General features: G+C 64.8%; 14 protein-coding genes. 4 read left to right on the forward strand and 10 right to left on the reverse strand.

Annotated elements, in window-relative coordinates; translation table 11 throughout:
• Positions 1 to 47 precede the first annotated feature (47 nt).
• From ygfZ to MF134_RS05210, 3 genes are read left to right on the forward strand one after another with little or no spacing between them, the layout of a single operon-like run.
• Entirely contained in the window at positions 48 to 902 is an 855-nt protein-coding gene (gene ygfZ, locus MF134_RS05200; RefSeq protein ID WP_255338340.1) for a CAF17-like 4Fe-4S cluster assembly/insertion protein YgfZ, read from the forward strand.
• On the forward strand, positions 899 to 1,567 hold the full coding sequence (locus tag MF134_RS05205) for an HD family hydrolase (RefSeq protein WP_255338341.1): 669 nt from the start codon (positions 899 to 901) through the stop codon (positions 1,565 to 1,567). Before ygfZ ends, MF134_RS05205 begins: the two co-directional genes overlap by 4 nt.
• Entirely contained in the window at positions 1,564 to 2,079 is a 516-nt protein-coding gene (locus tag MF134_RS05210; protein WP_255338342.1) for a tyrosine phosphatase family protein, read from the forward strand. The genes MF134_RS05205 and MF134_RS05210 overlap by 4 nt, the downstream gene beginning before the upstream one ends.
• Before the next feature lie 256 nt (positions 2,080 to 2,335).
• Here the strand turns inward: MF134_RS05210 and MF134_RS05215 are convergent, their stop codons facing one another.
• From MF134_RS05215 to MF134_RS05230, 4 genes are all read right to left on the reverse strand, one after another.
• Positions 2,336 to 2,899, reverse strand: coding sequence for a T4SS efffector SepA family protein (locus MF134_RS05215; RefSeq protein ID WP_255338343.1), 564 nt, complete (start codon positions 2,897 to 2,899; stop codon positions 2,336 to 2,338).
• 193 nt (positions 2,900 to 3,092) lie between these two features.
• Complete coding sequence (locus MF134_RS05220; RefSeq protein WP_255338344.1) at positions 3,093 to 3,848, reverse strand: ABC transporter ATP-binding protein; 756 nt, start codon at positions 3,846 to 3,848, stop codon at positions 3,093 to 3,095.
• Positions 3,842 to 4,909, reverse strand: a complete 1,068-nt coding sequence (locus tag MF134_RS05225; RefSeq protein WP_255338345.1) for a FecCD family ABC transporter permease — start codon at positions 4,907 to 4,909, stop codon at positions 3,842 to 3,844. The genes MF134_RS05220 and MF134_RS05225 overlap by 7 nt, the downstream gene beginning before the upstream one ends.
• Positions 4,906 to 6,039, reverse strand: a complete 1,134-nt coding sequence (locus MF134_RS05230) for an ABC transporter substrate-binding protein (protein ID WP_255338346.1) — start codon at positions 6,037 to 6,039, stop codon at positions 4,906 to 4,908. The genes MF134_RS05225 and MF134_RS05230 overlap by 4 nt, the downstream gene beginning before the upstream one ends.
• A gap of 107 nt (positions 6,040 to 6,146) precedes the next feature.
• On the opposite strand from MF134_RS05230, the gene MF134_RS05235 reads away from it, so the two are divergent.
• Complete coding sequence (locus tag MF134_RS05235) at positions 6,147 to 6,947, forward strand: class I SAM-dependent methyltransferase (RefSeq protein WP_255338347.1); 801 nt, start codon at positions 6,147 to 6,149, stop codon at positions 6,945 to 6,947.
• Positions 6,948 to 7,164: 217 nt separating this feature from the next.
• Here the strand turns inward: MF134_RS05235 and MF134_RS05240 are convergent, their stop codons facing one another.
• From MF134_RS05240 to MF134_RS05265, 6 genes are all read right to left on the reverse strand, one after another.
• A complete protein-coding gene (locus MF134_RS05240; RefSeq protein ID WP_255338348.1) occupies positions 7,165 to 8,388 on the reverse strand; it encodes an adenylate/guanylate cyclase domain-containing protein in 1,224 nt (407 codons plus the stop codon).
• 60 nt (positions 8,389 to 8,448) lie between these two features.
• Entirely contained in the window at positions 8,449 to 9,273 is an 825-nt protein-coding gene (locus MF134_RS05245) for an MBL fold metallo-hydrolase (protein WP_255338349.1), read from the reverse strand.
• The gene (locus MF134_RS05250) at positions 9,270 to 9,740 is read right to left on the reverse strand and encodes a cyclic nucleotide-binding domain-containing protein (protein ID WP_255338350.1); all 471 of its coding nucleotides are present in this window, start codon (positions 9,738 to 9,740) and stop codon (positions 9,270 to 9,272) included. Before MF134_RS05250 ends, MF134_RS05245 begins: the two co-directional genes overlap by 4 nt.
• A gap of 181 nt (positions 9,741 to 9,921) precedes the next feature.
• Entirely contained in the window at positions 9,922 to 12,624 is a 2,703-nt protein-coding gene (locus tag MF134_RS05255) for an ABC transporter transmembrane domain-containing protein (RefSeq protein WP_255338351.1), read from the reverse strand.
• Complete coding sequence (locus tag MF134_RS05260) at positions 12,621 to 14,576, reverse strand: ABC transporter ATP-binding protein (protein ID WP_255338352.1); 1,956 nt, start codon at positions 14,574 to 14,576, stop codon at positions 12,621 to 12,623. The genes MF134_RS05255 and MF134_RS05260 overlap by 4 nt, the downstream gene beginning before the upstream one ends.
• A gap of 119 nt (positions 14,577 to 14,695) precedes the next feature.
• A complete protein-coding gene (locus MF134_RS05265; RefSeq protein ID WP_255338353.1) occupies positions 14,696 to 15,502 on the reverse strand; it encodes an ABC transporter ATP-binding protein in 807 nt (268 codons plus the stop codon).
• Positions 15,503 to 15,623 lie beyond the last annotated feature (121 nt).

The following is a 15,623-nucleotide window of genomic DNA, read 5'->3' on the forward strand; positions in this document are numbered from 1 at the left end:
CCTCAAGCCTGCCTCGAATCGACACCCCTTCGACCAAGAGCCGCGCCATGCCCTTTGCACCCCTCTCCGATCGCGCCGTTCTGACCCTCACGGGAGAAGAAACGGAAGAATTTCTGCAAGGCCTCGTCACCGCCGACATGGCGCCGATGAGCGCCGATTCCGTCCGCCCGGCGGCGCTTTTGACGCCCCAGGGCAAGGTGATGTTCGAATTCCTCATGAGCCGCATCGAGGGCGGCGTGCGGATCGACTGCCCGGCCGCGATGCGGGCCGATTTCAAGAAGCGCCTCACGCTCTATCGCCTGCGCCGCAAGATCGAGATCGCCGAGAGCGAGGATAAGGTCTTCGCCGTCTGGGGCGAGGGGGCGACCGGTTTAGTCGACAGTCGCTTTCCCGATGAAGACGTCACCCGAGCCTATGGCGCGGCACCGGCCGGGCTGGAAGAGGTGGATGCGGAAGAGTTTCGGGCGCTGCGCATTGCCCAGGGCGTCGCCGAGATCGGCGCCGACTACGCAGCCTCGGACGTGTTCCCTCACGATGTCCTGATGGACTTCAACGGCGCGGTCTCCTTCAAGAAGGGCTGTTTCGTCGGTCAGGAGGTGGTGTCGCGCATGCAGCATCGCGGCACGGCGCGGCGGCGGCTGATGCTCGTTTCCGCCGCGACCCCGCTGATGGCCAATGCCGACATCATGGCCGGCGAAAAGAGCGTCGGACAAATCCTGTCGATCGCGGACGAAAACGGTCTGGCCTTGGTGCGGATCGACCGGCTGGCGAATGCCGCCGCGAAGGACGCGGCGCTCACCGTCGACGGCGTGCCCGTGGCGCTCGAAATCCCCGCCTTTGCCGGCTACGTGATCCCCGAACGCCAGGGCGACGACACCGGAGAGGCCGGCGACGCGGCATGAGGCAGCCGGCCAGGAAAGCCGCCGCGAAGGCGCCGCCGCGCGTCTGGCAGCGCATGCTGTCGGGCCGGCGGCTCGATCTGATCGACCCCTCGCCCCTCGATGTGGAGATCACCGACATCGCCCATGGCCTCGCCCGCGTCGCCCGCTGGAACGGCCAGACGCGGGGCGATTTCGCCTTTTCCGTCGCCCAGCATTCGCTGATCGTCGAAGAAATCGTTGCGGAAAGGGAGCCGGACCCGCGCTGGCGGTTGGCGGCGCTGCTTCACGATGCGCCGGAATATGTGATCGGGGACATGATCTCGCCCTTCAAGACCGTGCTCGGCAGCGATTACAAGGCCGTGGAAAAGCGCCTGCAGGCGGCGGTGCATCTGCGCTTCGGCCTGCCCGGCGAACTGCCGCAGCGGATCGAAAAGGCGATCAAGGCCGCCGACCGTCTCTCGGCCTATCACGAGGCGACGCGGCTTGCCGGTTTCGCGGCAGGCGAGGCGGCGAAATTCTTTGGCGAACCGGGCCAGACCGGGTGCGACCTCGCCTGGTTCGACCCGCGGCCGGCGCGGGAGATGGAAGAGCGCTTCCTAGAGCGCTTCGAAGCCCTCGACGCTCGGCTGACCGGCGGCGAGAAGGAGATGATCGCGCAGCCAACGGATGGTAGCATCGGCCCATGACCTATCTCGTCGTCTCCTCCCTCGCGGACATGCCCGAGACCGTTGCCAGCCACGGCGCTCTCGATCTCCTTACCCTGATCAACGCCGACACGCCGGTTCCGCGGCCGGCGACGATCGAGGCGACGCGCCATCTCTTCATCGGCGTGAACGACATCGCCGCGCCGATGGAGGGCTACACCGCCCCTTCCGTCGACCATCTGGACCAGCTTCTCGATTTCGGCCGGCGCTGGAGCCGCGACGCGCCGCTCGCCGTCCATTGCTGGGCCGGCATCAGCCGCTCCACCGCCGCCGCCTATATCCTCGCACTCGCTATCAATCCCGAGCTCGACGAGGAAGCGCTCGCGAAAGAGCTGCGCAGGCGCTCACCGTCCGCGACCCCCAACCCGATGCTGGTTGCCCTTGCCGATGAAAGACTTGAGCGCGGCGGCCGCATGGTCACGGCGATCAAGGCCATCGGGCGGGGAGAGAATGCCTTTGCCGGCACGCCGTTCGTTCTGCCGCTGACGCTTTGAGAGGAAAGGAGACGGTGGGGCCTGAGGGGTGAAACGGCATTGATCATTCCCATCCCGAGGGCGTGCGTTTCGGCTGTGTCGCGCATCACCGAGAGGGGAGGGGCGGTTCGGTAGCTTCTGGACATTGGCGGTCGCAAGGAACTGCCGCAACCCAGAAGGAAACGAATGATGATCCGCAACACCCTGTTTGCCCTTGCCGCTCTTGGCACTTCGCGCCGTTGATGTCAGTTCCTAGGCCCAAAGCGGTCATCGCAACTTAGGAGCCCGCCCTGAGCGATCCGGTCTTCCCCGGGAACTGCGCCTTCGGATTCTGCCGCCACCAGAACTCCACCGAGACAGGGATGCGGTGGTGTTGCGCGAGGCGCGAGACTTCCTTCCACACGTCCGACGCGGACTGCCCCTGCACCGAGATGCCCAGGTCCTGGTGGTACTTGAAGCCGTCGTGCTCGTAACGCTCTGCCTTTGCCGGGACCCCGAGTTCACGGACCAGCTTGTCGCCCTCAAGGCCGGTCTTGTTCTTCACAGCCGCGATGGTCGTCAGCAGGATTGAGGACCAGCGAGGGCTCTGCAGGTTCTTGCCGTTGATTGTGACCTTCAGCGGCTTGGTGAAGGAAAGGCCGGGCGTGCTCTCGAAGTGCATAACGTTCCCGGTGGTCACCACCGCTTCGTCCCCTTCGTCGTCCTGCTCCAAGCCCAGTTGCTCCATGGTTTCGCGGATTACGCGATCCAGCGTCTCAGCGGGCGTCTTGGTGCCCCACCAGGTCGAGATTGACTTTAGGTTAGCGAACGCGGCGTCATTGATACGTATGACAGGCATCATGTGATCCTCCATGGCTCGATGCAGGATCCATGTTACATATCTCATTACTCATAGCAAGGAAATATGTAACATCTTCCCTTGAAGGGTATGTTGCCGCAACTTCGACAGTCCTAGGCGCCACTGGCGAGCATTACGTCATGTGCCAGCTGCCTTGCCCTTCAAACGCAAAAATTTCCCAGTTAGCACCGTCTCCTCAAGCCGCCGTGCTATCCACGATCAGCACCGGCCTCCCCCGCGAACACCTCTCCACCCGCGCCTCCACCCGGTAAATCTCGCGCAGCATTTGCGGGGTGATCACCTCGGCGGTGGGGCCGCTCGCCTGCATGCGGCCGTCGGCGACGACGATGGTGTGGTCGCAATAGCGCAGGGCATGGTTGAGGTCGTGGAGGGCGATGAGGACGGCCATGCCTGCGGATCGCGCGCGGCGCTGCATGAAGGCCAGCACTTCGATCTGGCGATAGAGATCGAGCGCCGAAGTCGGCTCGTCCATCAGGAGAACTTCCGGCTTGCGGACGAGCGCCTGGGCGATGGCGACGAGCTGGCGTTGGCCGCCGGAGAGTTCGCCGAGTTCGCGAAAGGCCAGTGCCTTGATGTCGAGGGCGGCGAGGATCTCGTCGATCCCGGCGAGCTCCTGATCGCTGACCCGCCAGCCCGAGCCCTGCTTGGCGGCGAGAAGCACCGATTCATAGACGGTCAGCACCGCGTTGCCGCCGGTGTCCTGCGGCATGTAGCGGATCGCGTCCTTGCCGCTCGTGGCATTGGTCAGATGCACGGTGCCCGGCCCCGACAGCAGCCCGGCAATGCGCTTGAACAGCGTCGACTTGCCGGCGGCGTTCGGCCCGATCAACGCGGTGAGCGATCCGCCTTGCAGAAGTTCGGTGGTGATGCCGGAAACGATCGGCCGTTTGCCATAGGCGGCGCCGACGTCTTGGAGTGCGAGGGCTACCATGCGCGCCTCCGGCTGCCGAAGATCAGGACGAAGAAAAACGGAACGCCGACGAGCGCGGTGATGACGCCGATGGGCAGGATCGCCCCGGGCAGGATCGTCTTCGAGACCACCGATGTGACGGAGAGAAGCAGCGCGCCGCACAGCACAGAGGCGGGCAGGAAGAAGCGCTGATCCTCGCCGACCAGCATGCGCGCCATGTGCGGGCCGACCAGCCCGACGAAGCCGATCGTGCCGACGAAGGAGACAGGGATCGCGGCGAGCAGGCTGACGGTCAGCATGGTCCTGAGGCGAAGACTGCGCACATTGACGCCGAAGCTCGCGGCCTTGTCCTCGCCGAGCCTGAGCGCCGTCAGCGCCCAGGCCTGGCGCGCGAACAGCGGGATGGTGGCGACCAGGACCGCAGCGGTGATCCAGACCTTCGGCCAGGTGGCCTTGGTGAGGCTTCCCATCGTCCAGAAGACGACGGCGGCGAGGGCCTGTTCGGAGGCGAGATACTGGAGGAGCGCGAGGAGCGCGTTGAAGGTGAAGACGAGCGCGATGCCGAGAAGCACGATGGTCTCGACCGTCACCCCCCGCAGGGTCGAGGCGAAATGGATGAACAGCGCCGCCGCCATCGCCATCGCGAAGGCATTGATCGGCACCATGTAGTTCACGGCGATCGGCAGGATCGCCATGCCGGCGACGAGCGCCAGCGCCGCGCCGAAGGAGGCGGCGGCCGAAATGCCCAGGGTAAAGGGGCTGGCCAGCGGATTGGCGAGGATCGTCTGCATCTGCGCGCCGGCGACCGAGAGCGAGGCCCCGACCGTCACGGCCATCAACGCGATCGGCATGCGGATGTCCCAGACGACGACTCTGAGCTGGTCGCTGACCTGGTCCGCCTGGAACAGGGCCGAGAGCACTTCCCCGATCGTGTAGTTCGCCGGCCCGAGCGCCATGTCGACACAGACGCTGGCGAAGAGCGCCGCGGCTAGAAGCAGCAAGAGTGCAATGCGGCGAAGGGCGAGAACACGATAGTGTTCCCGCCCCACGTGAATCGTGGCTGGTGAAGTGAGAATGCTCATTCCTCGTTCGACAGCGAGACGAAGTAACCCGGCTTGTAGTCGAGCGGCAGGAAGCGCTCGTGCAGCTCCTTGAAGGTCGCTTCGGGATCGAGATCGGCGAAGAGATCCGGATGCAGCCATTTGGCGATCTGCTGGACCGCGACGAACTGGTAGGGGTTGTTGTAGAACTGGTGCCAGATCGCATGCACCTTGTCGTTCTCCACCGCCTTGATACCGGTGAAGGCCGGGCGCCTGGTCAGCGCTTCGAGCTTTTCGCGCGCCACCGAAACGTCGGCGCCGTAGCCGACGCCAACCCAGTTGCCGCCGGGCACATAGCCTTCCCAATTGCCGCCGGTGATGATCACCTGGTCGGGGTCGGAGGCGATGATCTGTTCGGGGTTCACAGTGCCGAAGGTGCCGGGAATGATGTCCTTGGCCATGTTGCTGCCCCCGGCGAGTTCGACCATCTTGCCGTAGTTCTCGTCGCCAAATGACATGCAGCAATCGTCCGAATAGCCGCCGGCACGCTCCATGAAGACGAGGGGACGCTCGGGCTTCTCGCGCTCGATCACGTCCGTCACCTTCGCGATGCTCTCTTTGCGGAAGGCGATGAACTCCTCGGCGATCTCCTCCTTGCCGAACAGCTTGCCGAGAAGGCGCATGGAAGGCTCGGTGTTGACCATCGGCTCTTCGCGGAAATCGACATAGACAAGGGGAATGCCGACCTTCTCCAGCGTCTCGATGTAGCCGGATTCTTCCGTCGCGGTCTTGGCGTCGACATTCATGATGATGACGTCGGGATCGAGCGCCACCGCCTGCTCCACGTCGAAGGTGCCGTCCTTCATGCCGCCGAAGGTCGGCAGATCGGCGATTTCGGGGTACTTCTCGAGATAGGCCCTGTAGCTTTCCGGATCCGCCTTGGTCAGGTCGTCCCGCCAGCCGACGACCCGCTCGAACGGAGCTTCACGGTCGAGTGCGCCGACGAAATAGATCTGCCGGCCTTCGCCGAGAATCACCCGCTCCACCGGCGTCTCGACCTCCACCTGCCGACCCGTGACATCGGTGACCGTCGTGGTCTCCGCTGCTGCGGAATGAACACCGAAGACGAGCGCGACGGTGGAAATCGCGGCCAAGCGGCAGAAGGCATACATGGTCGAATTCCTTTCGGATGGCTGATAGGCCTACTTGGAATTCTTGATGCTTTCAGTCAATATTTATCTTTTAGAAGCTTTCAAAGGCATGGAAGGCGACGAGGGGCATGAACATGGTCGGGGCGAACTACACGTTGCGCGACGAGATCCGGGAGTACTGGTCGGAGCGCGCGGCGACCTTCGACGAGTCTCCGGGACACGGAATCTTTTCTGAAAGCGAGCGCATGGCCTGGCATGGGCTGTTCGCGCGACATCTCGGCCCTGCAGAAGGTCGCAGTGCCCTGGACCTCGCATCGGGAACCGGCGTCGTGTCGCATCTGCTCGATGAACTCGGCTTTCGGGTGACCGGCCTCGACTGGTCAGAGACGATGCTGGAGAGGGCGAAGGCGAAATCGGCGGTGCGCAAGAGCCGTATCGCCTTTCGGCTGGGGGATGCGGAACGCATCATGGAGGAGGATGCGAGTTTCGACGTGATCGTGACCCGGCATCTGGTCTGGACGCTGGTCGATCCGGCCGCGGCCTTCGCCGAGTGGCTGAGGGTTCTGAAGCCCGGCGGGACGCTGATCGTGATCGACGGCGACTTCGTGAATCAGGGGCGGATCGAGCGACTGATCGTCAGGCTCGAAAGCCTGTTGGCGCGGCGCGGGAGAGGCGGCAACGGCACGGCACTTTCCGGCGATCTCGCCGAACGCCATCGCAGCATCCTGGCGCGTCTCCCGTTCCGCGAGGGCGCCCGCGCCGAGAAGGTCGCCGCGATGGTCGAACAGGCCGGCTTTTGCGATATCGCGATCGACCGGCGTCTCGGGGCGATCCACCGCGCCCAGGCTCGGCACATGTCGCTCACGAGAGGCCTCGTCCGCCAAGTGCAACACCGATATGCCATTAGGGCGGTGAAACCGGTCGATTAAGGCATCGGACCGAAAAGCGCAGCCGGCTTTCTGATGATCCGACGCGAAAACAAGGGCTGTAGCGCGGGCATCGAGTAGCCCCTCATCCTGAGCCTGTCGAAGGGCGCTTGGCGTCGGCGTTGCCTCTTCCCCCGTCCTTCGACAGGCTCAGGATGAGGGAAGAGGCGGAAGCGGCAAGTCTCGGGCGTTGTTCCGGCCACCGCGAGCCGCAGGCTGCCTACTCCGCCGCCGTCTTCAGCGCGGCGTCGCCGGCGTCGAGGGGGGTGAAGAGTTCCTTCGGCTCCTCGACGCCGTCGAGGCGGTGGGCGCCGACGGAGGCCCAGCGGCCCGGCATCAGCCGGGCGACGTGGTCGGTGGCGAGGACATTGGTGTCCAGCGTCTTGGTCAGCTTCTCGATCCGCGCCACCTCGGTGACTGTCGGCCCGATGACGGTGAAGGCGAGGCGCTCGGGAACGCCGATATTGCCGAACACCACTTCGCCGACATTGAGACCGATGCCGAAATTGATCGTGTCGAGGCCCGCCTCGCGCCGTCTGGCATTGACCTGATCGCGCATGCGGAAGGATTCGGCGACCGCATCGAGGACGCAGGCCGTCAGGCATTCGCCCTCCGGCTTCTCCTCCAGCGGAAAGATCACGAGAACCGCATCACCGATGAAGGCAAGTACCTCGCCGCCGACGCGGATCGCCGGCCGCGCGGCGCATTCGAAATAGTCGTTCAGAAGCGCAAGATAGTCGTCGCTCGACAGAGAGCCGGTCAGATGGGTGGAATCGCGCAGGTCGGAATACCAGACGAGCGCGCGGGTCTTTGCCCCGTCGCCGAGCCGGATATTGCCTTCGAGCACGCTGCGGCCCGCCTGCCGGCCGAGATAGGTCTCGACGATGTTGGTGGTGATTTCCGCCTGGATCACCGATTTGCAGACGAGCGCCAGACTGCGCTGGATCTGCTCCAGAATATCGATGTCCTCGTCGGTGAAGCCGGTCGGCCGGTCGGAGGTCCAGATGACGATGATCCCGGCGTGGCGCGAATTGAGGAACAGGCCCGGCTGCTCATAGCCCGACAGGAAGGCGACATAGTCGGTATAGCCCTCGTCGGCGAGTTCCTCCAGAATCGCGAAATCGGTCAGTTTCTCGGGACCGGCGAGCCTGCGCCGAAAGATCGGCAGAGCTTCGTCCACCATGTAGCGGAGCGGGCTTTTCTGCCAGGCGTCGGTGTTGGCGTCCTGGTGATGGAAATGATCGAGGCGCGCGCGCCTTTCGCCCCTGTGCCAGGAGATCATCTCCGCCCGGAAGAGGGGATGTAGCGTCGGCCAATTGAGGCGGGCCCGTGCGACCGGCAGGCCGATGCCCGTCAGTCGGACGCAAAGCTTGTAGAACAGATCGTCGAGTCTCGGCTTGCCCATGGCCTCCGTCAGGAGCCATTCGCGGACGTGTTTCGCCATGGACATCGGCTCGGGCCCTCGCTCGAAAGAATGCGCGAACGGCGGGCGGCGGCTTTTCGCTCAAATCGAGAGCGTCAGCCCCGTACGCGCCACCATGGCGCCGGCGAACCGAGCCTTCGCTTCGGTCTCCAGCGCCTCCAGCCACTCGTCCGTTCGCAGGACGTCGTGGTGAGATATGATCAAGGAGGCGACATTGCCAGCCTCGCAGATGCGAACGCCCTGTTGCCAGGTGGAGTGCCCGAAGCCGGCGTATCTTTCGAATTCGTCGTCCGTATAGGTGCTGTCGTAGATCATCACCTCGGCGCCGGCGACGAAATCGCAGAGGTCGCGATCGAGCCTACCCGGCTCGTGCTCGGTATCGGTAATGTAACAGACCGAGCGGCCGGCATATTCCACCCGAAAGCCGACGGCGCCATTGGGGTGATTGAGGCGGAACGTGCGGACCAGAATGCCGTCGCCGAGCTCGATCATCTCGGGCGGGCGGAAATCGCGATAGTCGATCCTGGCCGCGAACTGTTTCGGCGTGACCGGGAAATAGGGCGGCCGCATGAAGCGCTCGACCATGTTGCGGCAGGTGGTGGCGTCGAAGAAATGGCCGGCGAAGATGCGGGTGCTGACATGATCCTTGTAGAGCGGGATCAGGAAGGGCAGCCCCATGATGTGGTCGAAATGGCAATGGGTGAGGAGGACGTCGAAGTCATGAACCTTCTCCTCGTAGAGCTTGCGGCCGCAAGGCACGATGCCGGTGCCGGCGTCGAGGAGGATCGTCCGCTCCCCGCATCGCAGCTCCACGCAGCTCGTGTCGCTGCCGAACCGGGTGTTGGCCGCGGCCGGGGCGGGGATCGAGCCGCGCGCCCCCCAGACCGTCAGCTCGAAGCGGCTCATTGCGGTGCGCCTCGCCCGGCTGCCAGATTGCGGGCCCGCGCCAGCTCCTCATTGGTGTGGGACAGGCGTTCGGCGAGCCCGCGCATCACTTCGGTAGCGATCTCCGGAAACTGCCGGACGAGCTGCAGAAAGGCTTCCTTGCGCACCCTCAGCGCCGAAAGCTGCGAGGTGGCTGTGACGGTCGCGGTGCGCGGCACGTCGCACAGGATCGAGATCTCGCCGACCACGTCGCCATTCTTCAGATTGGCGACGGTGAAATCGCCGCCTTCGGTGGCGATCGAGACGGCCGCCTCGCCCTCCATGATCACGAAGGCCGCATCGCCCGTCTCGCCCTGCCGGCACAGGATCTGGCCTTCCCGGTACGCCACGGTGTCGGCGGTATAGGCGATCAGCTTCAGCCGCTGGGGCTCGATACCGGCGAACAGCGGCACGGCGCGCAACAGGCCGATCTCCGACTTCAGCAGCACCGTCCGCCACCTCCGTAGGCCGCGCGCCGCAGGGCGCCGCGACGCCAGTTCTTCGTCTTTTCGGGCATGAGAACCCTGAAACTCCACACTTGGCCCTGCCGCCGGACCGTGAAGCAAGCTTGGCACGGCTTTGTGGAAAGCATCAATAGCGCAAAGCGTCGAATTGTCGCCACGATCCGCCTCATGCCAGTTCCAGAGGTTCGGCGGGTTCGTTGCCCGCCTCGACCATCCGCCCCTCGCGGAACTCGATCGTTCGGTCGAAGGCGGCGGCATGATCGGGATTGCCGAGCACCCAGAGCACGACCTGCTCCGGAACACCCAGGGTCTGCCGTGCCTTCAGAACTGCCGCGATGATCCGCATCTGCGCCTCGCCATCGAGAGCGGCGAGGGGGCGATTGAGCACCAGGAGATCGGGACGCTTCAGCACGGCCCGGGCGAGTGTCAACTTCTGCTGCTGGCCGGAGGAGAGGCGCTTGGCGCCCGATCCGATATCGAAGGCGAGGCCAAGCTCGAAGACCAGCCCTGACAGCCCGGTCTCCTCCAGCGTTTCGGACAGGACCGTGTTGATGCGCGCCGGCGCTTCGGCATAGCGGGTGACGATACGCCCGAACAGGATGTTGTCCTGCAGGCTCGCTGACCGGTTGACGCCGTTCTCGTCATGGAGCGAGACCGCATCGGCGAGATCCGGATCGAGCCCGTCGGCGAAATGGGTTCGCGCCGCGACGATCGCCGTGCGCAGATCGTCATCGAGAAGACCCAGGCGATCGCGCGGCTCGACATAGCCGAAAGCCAGAGTCTGGAATGCCTGGCGATCCGCCGGATCCATCTTGCCCTCGCCATCGACCCGGCGGAGCGCCGAGCGGTAAACCTCGACTTCCTCCGGCGACATCAGGTCGATTTCGTCGAGAAGCGGATTGTCCGGCGCGAGATCACCGAAGATCTCGATCAGCGTCTCGGCGATCTGCCGGCCCATCGTAAAGAGCCTCTCGTCGAGACCTGTCGCGGCCAGCACCTTCTGGACACCCGGGCGTGCGGCGAGCGGCCGTTCGGCTTCGGCCTCCTGATCGGCGATACCGAAGACCATGTTCTCGAAGACGGTGGCGTAGTCGGAATAACGGGTCTTGTCGAAACTCTCGAAATAGTCCTCGTCGCCGCCTTCGATCAGGCGCTGGCGAAACCGTCTGCGCGCGGCAAGGATTTCCTCGACCGTCCCTTCCCCCACAGTCTCCGGCATGCGGCTCCTCAGGCCGAGGCGGGCGATCTCCGATTTCAGTTCGACGATCGAGAGAATCTCGGCAAGCCGCTCGTTCAATCTCGCGGGTTCGCTGACGCCGGCGGCCGTGTAGTCGTTCCAGTCGTCGCGAATATCGAGATCGATATTGCCCGCAAGTCGCGCCTCCATGAGCCGCGTTGCTTCGTCCTGCCCGCTGCGCTTCTGGCGGATCATCGGCACGTGCTTCAGCCCGTAGGTCAGGGCGTCCCGCACGCTCATCTGCGGCAGATAGAGGCCGGCGGCCGAATAGCCGAGACGGCGTCCGGCAAAGGCATCGTCGAGCCCGTCGAGCGGCCGGCCCGCAAAGGCAATGCGCCCGCCCGAGGGCTCCGCCAGCCGCACCAGCGCCTCGGCCAGATACTCGCCGCCACCCCCGAGCGGGCCCACCACCGCAACCGCCTCGCCGGGCTTCAGCCGCAGGGTCGTCGGCAGGAGAAGCTCGTTGCCGGATTCGTCGGAGATGCGGAGGCCGTTGACGGCGATCTCGCCGTCGAGGCGGGGCGGGGCATCGAAACTGACCCGCTGGACCTGCGGCGCGACCAGTCCCGGCATGACGAACTGTTCGCGGATCTGGGCGTATTTGGACTGCACATCGACCCGGTACTGGTCCCAGGCGATCAGCTCCTTCAGGGGCGAGGGCAGATCCTTGTAGGCGGCGATGACGGCGACGAGTTGGCCGATGTCGAGCCGGCCGGTGATGACGAAATAGCCGCCGGCGAGATAGAAGATGAAGGGCGTGGTCTGGGCGAGCAGATTGTTCAGGAAGTTCACGAAGAACTTCCATTGGAAGAAGTCGTAGCGGATCTTCAGGATCTTGCCGAGCCGGTCGCCCAGCTCCGCGCGCTCCCAGTTGGATGTATCGTTGGTGCGGATCGAGGGGATGCTCTCGACCACCTCGCCGATGCGCCCCGAAAGGAGCCGGGCGGTGAGCTGGCGCGCCCGCGCCAGCTTGACGAGGCGGCGGCGCATGCGCGGGATCAGGATGATCTGCACCGCGACGACCATGCCGGCCACGAGGCCGAGCCAGAAATTCTGCAGAACGATGAAGACAAGGGCCGTCAGCGCCTGGCTCATCAGCAGCGCGGGATCGGCGAAGGCCGAACCGCCGAAGCCACCGACGGGCTCAGTCTCGTCCTTGATCATCGAGGCGATTTCCGGCCCGCGCACATGCTTGAATCGGTTGGTCGGAAAGCGCAGCACCCGGTCGACGAGCTGATAGCGCAGGCGCCGGAGCAACCGCTCGCCGAGCCGCCCCTTGTAGACGTTGAGATAGTATTTGAAGAGGCCGTTGACGACGACGAAGAACAGGAAGGTGAGCGAGAGCGCGACGAGAACGCCCAGGCGATCGAGCGTCAGGCCGTCGAAGACCTGCCAGCTCCCTCCGCCGAGGAAATCCGGCAGGGGAACCGCGAAGTCGAAGACCGTCTGGGTTTCGCCCGGCTGCCATTCCCCCTGGATGGGTCCGTTGACGATGCGCTTCGGCAGGTCGAGCGTCAGATAATAGAGGGGCAGCGAGACCAGAAGCACGGCGAAGAGCCAAAGCTGCTGCCGGCGCGTGTGGCGCCAGACATAGCGGAAGATGCTCTCGTGGAGTTCGCCTGAACCGCTCATCGACCCTTTCCGGCGCGGTCGAAATCGAGGTTCGCCGCGCGCACGAAATGTTCGGGCGAAGCTTCCAGGAGCGGCGGCAGCGGCTGATCCGGTGTGACCGTGAACGGCGCCGGCCAGTCGCGACGGCCGATCAGGCCCATCTCGGGAAGGTGGTCGAAATCAAGGGGCCGCGACAGATCGGCGTGCGGCACGGCCTGGATCAGAAGCCGGGTGTAGGGGTGGAGCGGATTGCGGAAGAGCTCCTTGCGCGGTGCCAGTTCGACGAGCGAACCGTCGCACATCACCGCGATCCGGTCGGCGATATGGTTCACCACCGCGAGATTGTGGGTGATGAACACATAGGTGAGGCCCGAAATCTTCTGCAGATCCTTCAGGAGGTTGAGGATCTGCGCCTGGACGGAGACGTCGAGCGCCGCCACCGGCTCGTCGCAGATCAGGAGTTCGGGCTCGAGCGCCAGTGCCCGGGCGATGCCGATACGCTGGCGCTGACCGCCGGAAAAGCTGTGAGGGTAGCGCGAGGCGAAGCTCGGCTCGAGCCCGACTGCCGCGAGCAGCCGCTCCACCCTTTCGCGGCGCTCGCCCTTTTCGCAAAGCCCGTGGATCTCGAAGGGTTCGGCCAGGATCGCGCCGACCGTCATGCGTGGATCGAGGGAGGAAAACGGATCCTGGAAGACATACTGCATCCGCTTTCGCACTGAGAACATCGCGTCCTGATCGGCGGTGACGAGATCGACTGGAGCATCCGTCCCCTCCTGGCCATGAAACAGGATTTCGCCCTCATCCACCGGCACGGCGCGCATCAGGGCCCGGGCAAGGGTCGTCTTGCCGGAGCCGGACTCGCCGACGAGGCCGAGGCACTCGCCGCGGCGCACCGTCAGGGAGATGTCGTTCAAAGCCCGGATCGTGCGCAGGGGAGAGCGGCCGAAGAGCCGCCGGTCGCCGCGAAGCGTGAAGCTCTTCATCAGCCCGTTCACGGTGACGAGCGGTGCGCCAGCCGGCCCGCATATTTTCGGCTTCACCAGCGCATCGGGATCGATCCTTATCTCGCGGATCGGTTTCAGCCGGCGCTGCTCTTCATGGGCGAAATCCGGCACCGCTTTCATCAGCGAGACGAGATAGGGATGTTCGGGCTTTTCGAAAATCGTCCTGGCGGGGCCGGATTCGACGATCTTGCCGTGGTGCATGACCACGACCTCTTCGGCCAGATTGGCGACGACACCGAGATCATGGGTGATCAGCAGCACCGCCATGTCGAGTTCGGACTGGAGATCCTTGAGCAGCTTGAGGATCTGGGCCTGAAGCGTCACGTCGAGGGCCGTCGTCGGCTCGTCGGCGATCAGGAGCGGCGGCCGGCACATCAGCGCCATGGCGATCATCGCGCGCTGGCGAAGGCCCCCGGACAGTTCGAACGGATACATGCGCAGCGCCCGCTCGGGTTCGGGAAAGCGCACGAGCCGCAGCGTATCGACGGTGAGTTCGCGGATTTCTGCGCTCGAGGCCCGGCGATGGGTGGCCGCCATCTCGCCGATCTGGTCGCCCAGCGTGTGAAGTGGCGAAAACGCCGTCATCGGCTCCTGAAAAACCATGGCGATGGAGCGGCCGCGCACCGAACGGAACTGTGGCGAGGTGCGGGGCAACTTCGCCAGATCGACATCGCCGAGCTTGGGATCGCGAAAGTCGATGCTGCCGCCGGTGATCACGCCGTTCTTCGGCAGGAGGCCGAGGATCGCCTGCGAGGTCACGGATTTGCCGGAGCCGGATTCACCGACCAGGGCGACGGTCCGCCCGGGGTGAATGGCCATGGTCATGCCGTTGACCGCCTTGGTGGTTCCCGCAAGCGAGCGGAACTCCACCGAAAGCCCGTCGACGGACAGGAGCGGGGCTGTCTGCCTCGCGGCCGGCGCCGTCCCGTCCGATGCCGGTCGATCCAGGATCGCTGCCTCACCCGCCAAGACGCCTTCCCCCTGCTCATGTGCCGGTCTCGACCGGCTGGACGCTCGCGGTGCGATGCGTCGCCGCCCATTATTGCGGCAGAACGCGCCCGCCGCCAGAGAAATCGGCGAGGGCGGCGCTATTCGTAGCCGTGACCGGCGCGCAGACCCTCGCGCACCTGATGGGCGATCTTCAGGAACTCCGGCGTGTCGCGGATGTCGAGCGGGCGGTCGGGACCGAGATCGCAATCGATGATCTCGTGAATCCGGCCGGGTCGCGGGCTCATCACCACGATGCGGGTCGAGAGGAACACCGCCTCGGGGATCGAATGGGTGACGAAGACGATGGTCTTGTCGGTCTTGGCCCAGAGTTTCAGGAGTTCGGCGTTCAGATGATCGCGAACGATCTCGTCCAGCGCGCCGAAGGGCTCGTCCATCAGGAGAAGATCCGGGTCGAAGGAGAGCGCCCGGGCGATCGAGGCCCGCTGCTGCATGCCACCGGACAATTGCCAGGGAAATTTGCCGCCAAAGCCGGTGAGCCCCACGAGGTCGAGCCCCTGATCGATCCGCCGCTTCTGCTCGGCCCGGTCGATTCCCATGATTTCGAGCGGCAGCGCGATGTTCCGGGCGATGGTGCGCCAGGGATAGAGCGCGGCGGCCTGAAACACGTAGCCATAGGCCCGTGCTCGCCGCGCCTCGTCCGGCGACATGCCGTTCACGGTGATCGACCCGCCCGTCGGCCGTTCCAGATCCGCGATCACCCGCAAGAGGGTGGTTTTTCCGCAACCCGACGGCCCGATCAGCGAAACGAATTCGCCGCGGCGGATCGAAAGGTCGACGTCCTTCAACGCATGCACCGGCGCATCGGCGGTCTCGAAGACGAGGTTGAGGCCCTCCGCCGCGATGACGGGGGCTTCGTCCCGGGATGTTTCAAGCGCAGCAGTCATGATCACACTCTCAACAATCCGGCAGGACAGACACGAGATTTCGTGAGAAATCAGTCAACCCTGATCTTCCGGAAAGTGCTGAAACACCACCACGGAGTCGACCGGTCTGCATGGGGCGATC

The sequence above is a fragment of the Jiella marina genome, assembly GCF_024359545.1.
Lineage (GTDB): Bacteria > Pseudomonadota > Alphaproteobacteria > Rhizobiales > Rhizobiaceae > Jiella.

What these genes read in the sequence shown, in the direction of transcription:
- MF134_RS05220 (WP_255338344.1), bottom strand. Translation starts at nt 3,848, where the DNA reads ATGGTAGCCCTCGCACTCCAAGACGTCGGCGCCGCCTATGGCAAACGG.
- MF134_RS05240 (WP_255338348.1), bottom strand. Translation starts at nt 8,388, where the DNA reads ATGGCGAAACACGTCCGCGAATGGCTCCTGACGGAGGCCATGGGCAAG.
- ygfZ (WP_255338340.1), top strand. Translation starts at nt 48, where the DNA reads ATGCCCTTTGCACCCCTCTCCGATCGCGCCGTTCTGACCCTCACGGGA.
- MF134_RS05205 (WP_255338341.1), top strand. Translation starts at nt 899, where the DNA reads ATGAGGCAGCCGGCCAGGAAAGCCGCCGCGAAGGCGCCGCCGCGCGTC.
- MF134_RS05255 (WP_255338351.1), bottom strand. Translation starts at nt 12,624, where the DNA reads ATGAGCGGTTCAGGCGAACTCCACGAGAGCATCTTCCGCTATGTCTGG.
- MF134_RS05265 (WP_255338353.1), bottom strand. Translation starts at nt 15,502, where the DNA reads ATGACTGCTGCGCTTGAAACATCCCGGGACGAAGCCCCCGTCATCGCG.
- MF134_RS05235 (WP_255338347.1), top strand. Translation starts at nt 6,147, where the DNA reads ATGAACATGGTCGGGGCGAACTACACGTTGCGCGACGAGATCCGGGAG.
- MF134_RS05215 (WP_255338343.1), bottom strand. Translation starts at nt 2,899, where the DNA reads ATGATGCCTGTCATACGTATCAATGACGCCGCGTTCGCTAACCTAAAG.
- MF134_RS05210 (WP_255338342.1), top strand. Translation starts at nt 1,564, where the DNA reads ATGACCTATCTCGTCGTCTCCTCCCTCGCGGACATGCCCGAGACCGTT.
- MF134_RS05230 (WP_255338346.1), bottom strand. Translation starts at nt 6,039, where the DNA reads ATGTATGCCTTCTGCCGCTTGGCCGCGATTTCCACCGTCGCGCTCGTC.
- MF134_RS05245 (WP_255338349.1), bottom strand. Translation starts at nt 9,273, where the DNA reads ATGAGCCGCTTCGAGCTGACGGTCTGGGGGGCGCGCGGCTCGATCCCC.
- MF134_RS05225 (WP_255338345.1), bottom strand. Translation starts at nt 4,909, where the DNA reads ATGAGCATTCTCACTTCACCAGCCACGATTCACGTGGGGCGGGAACAC.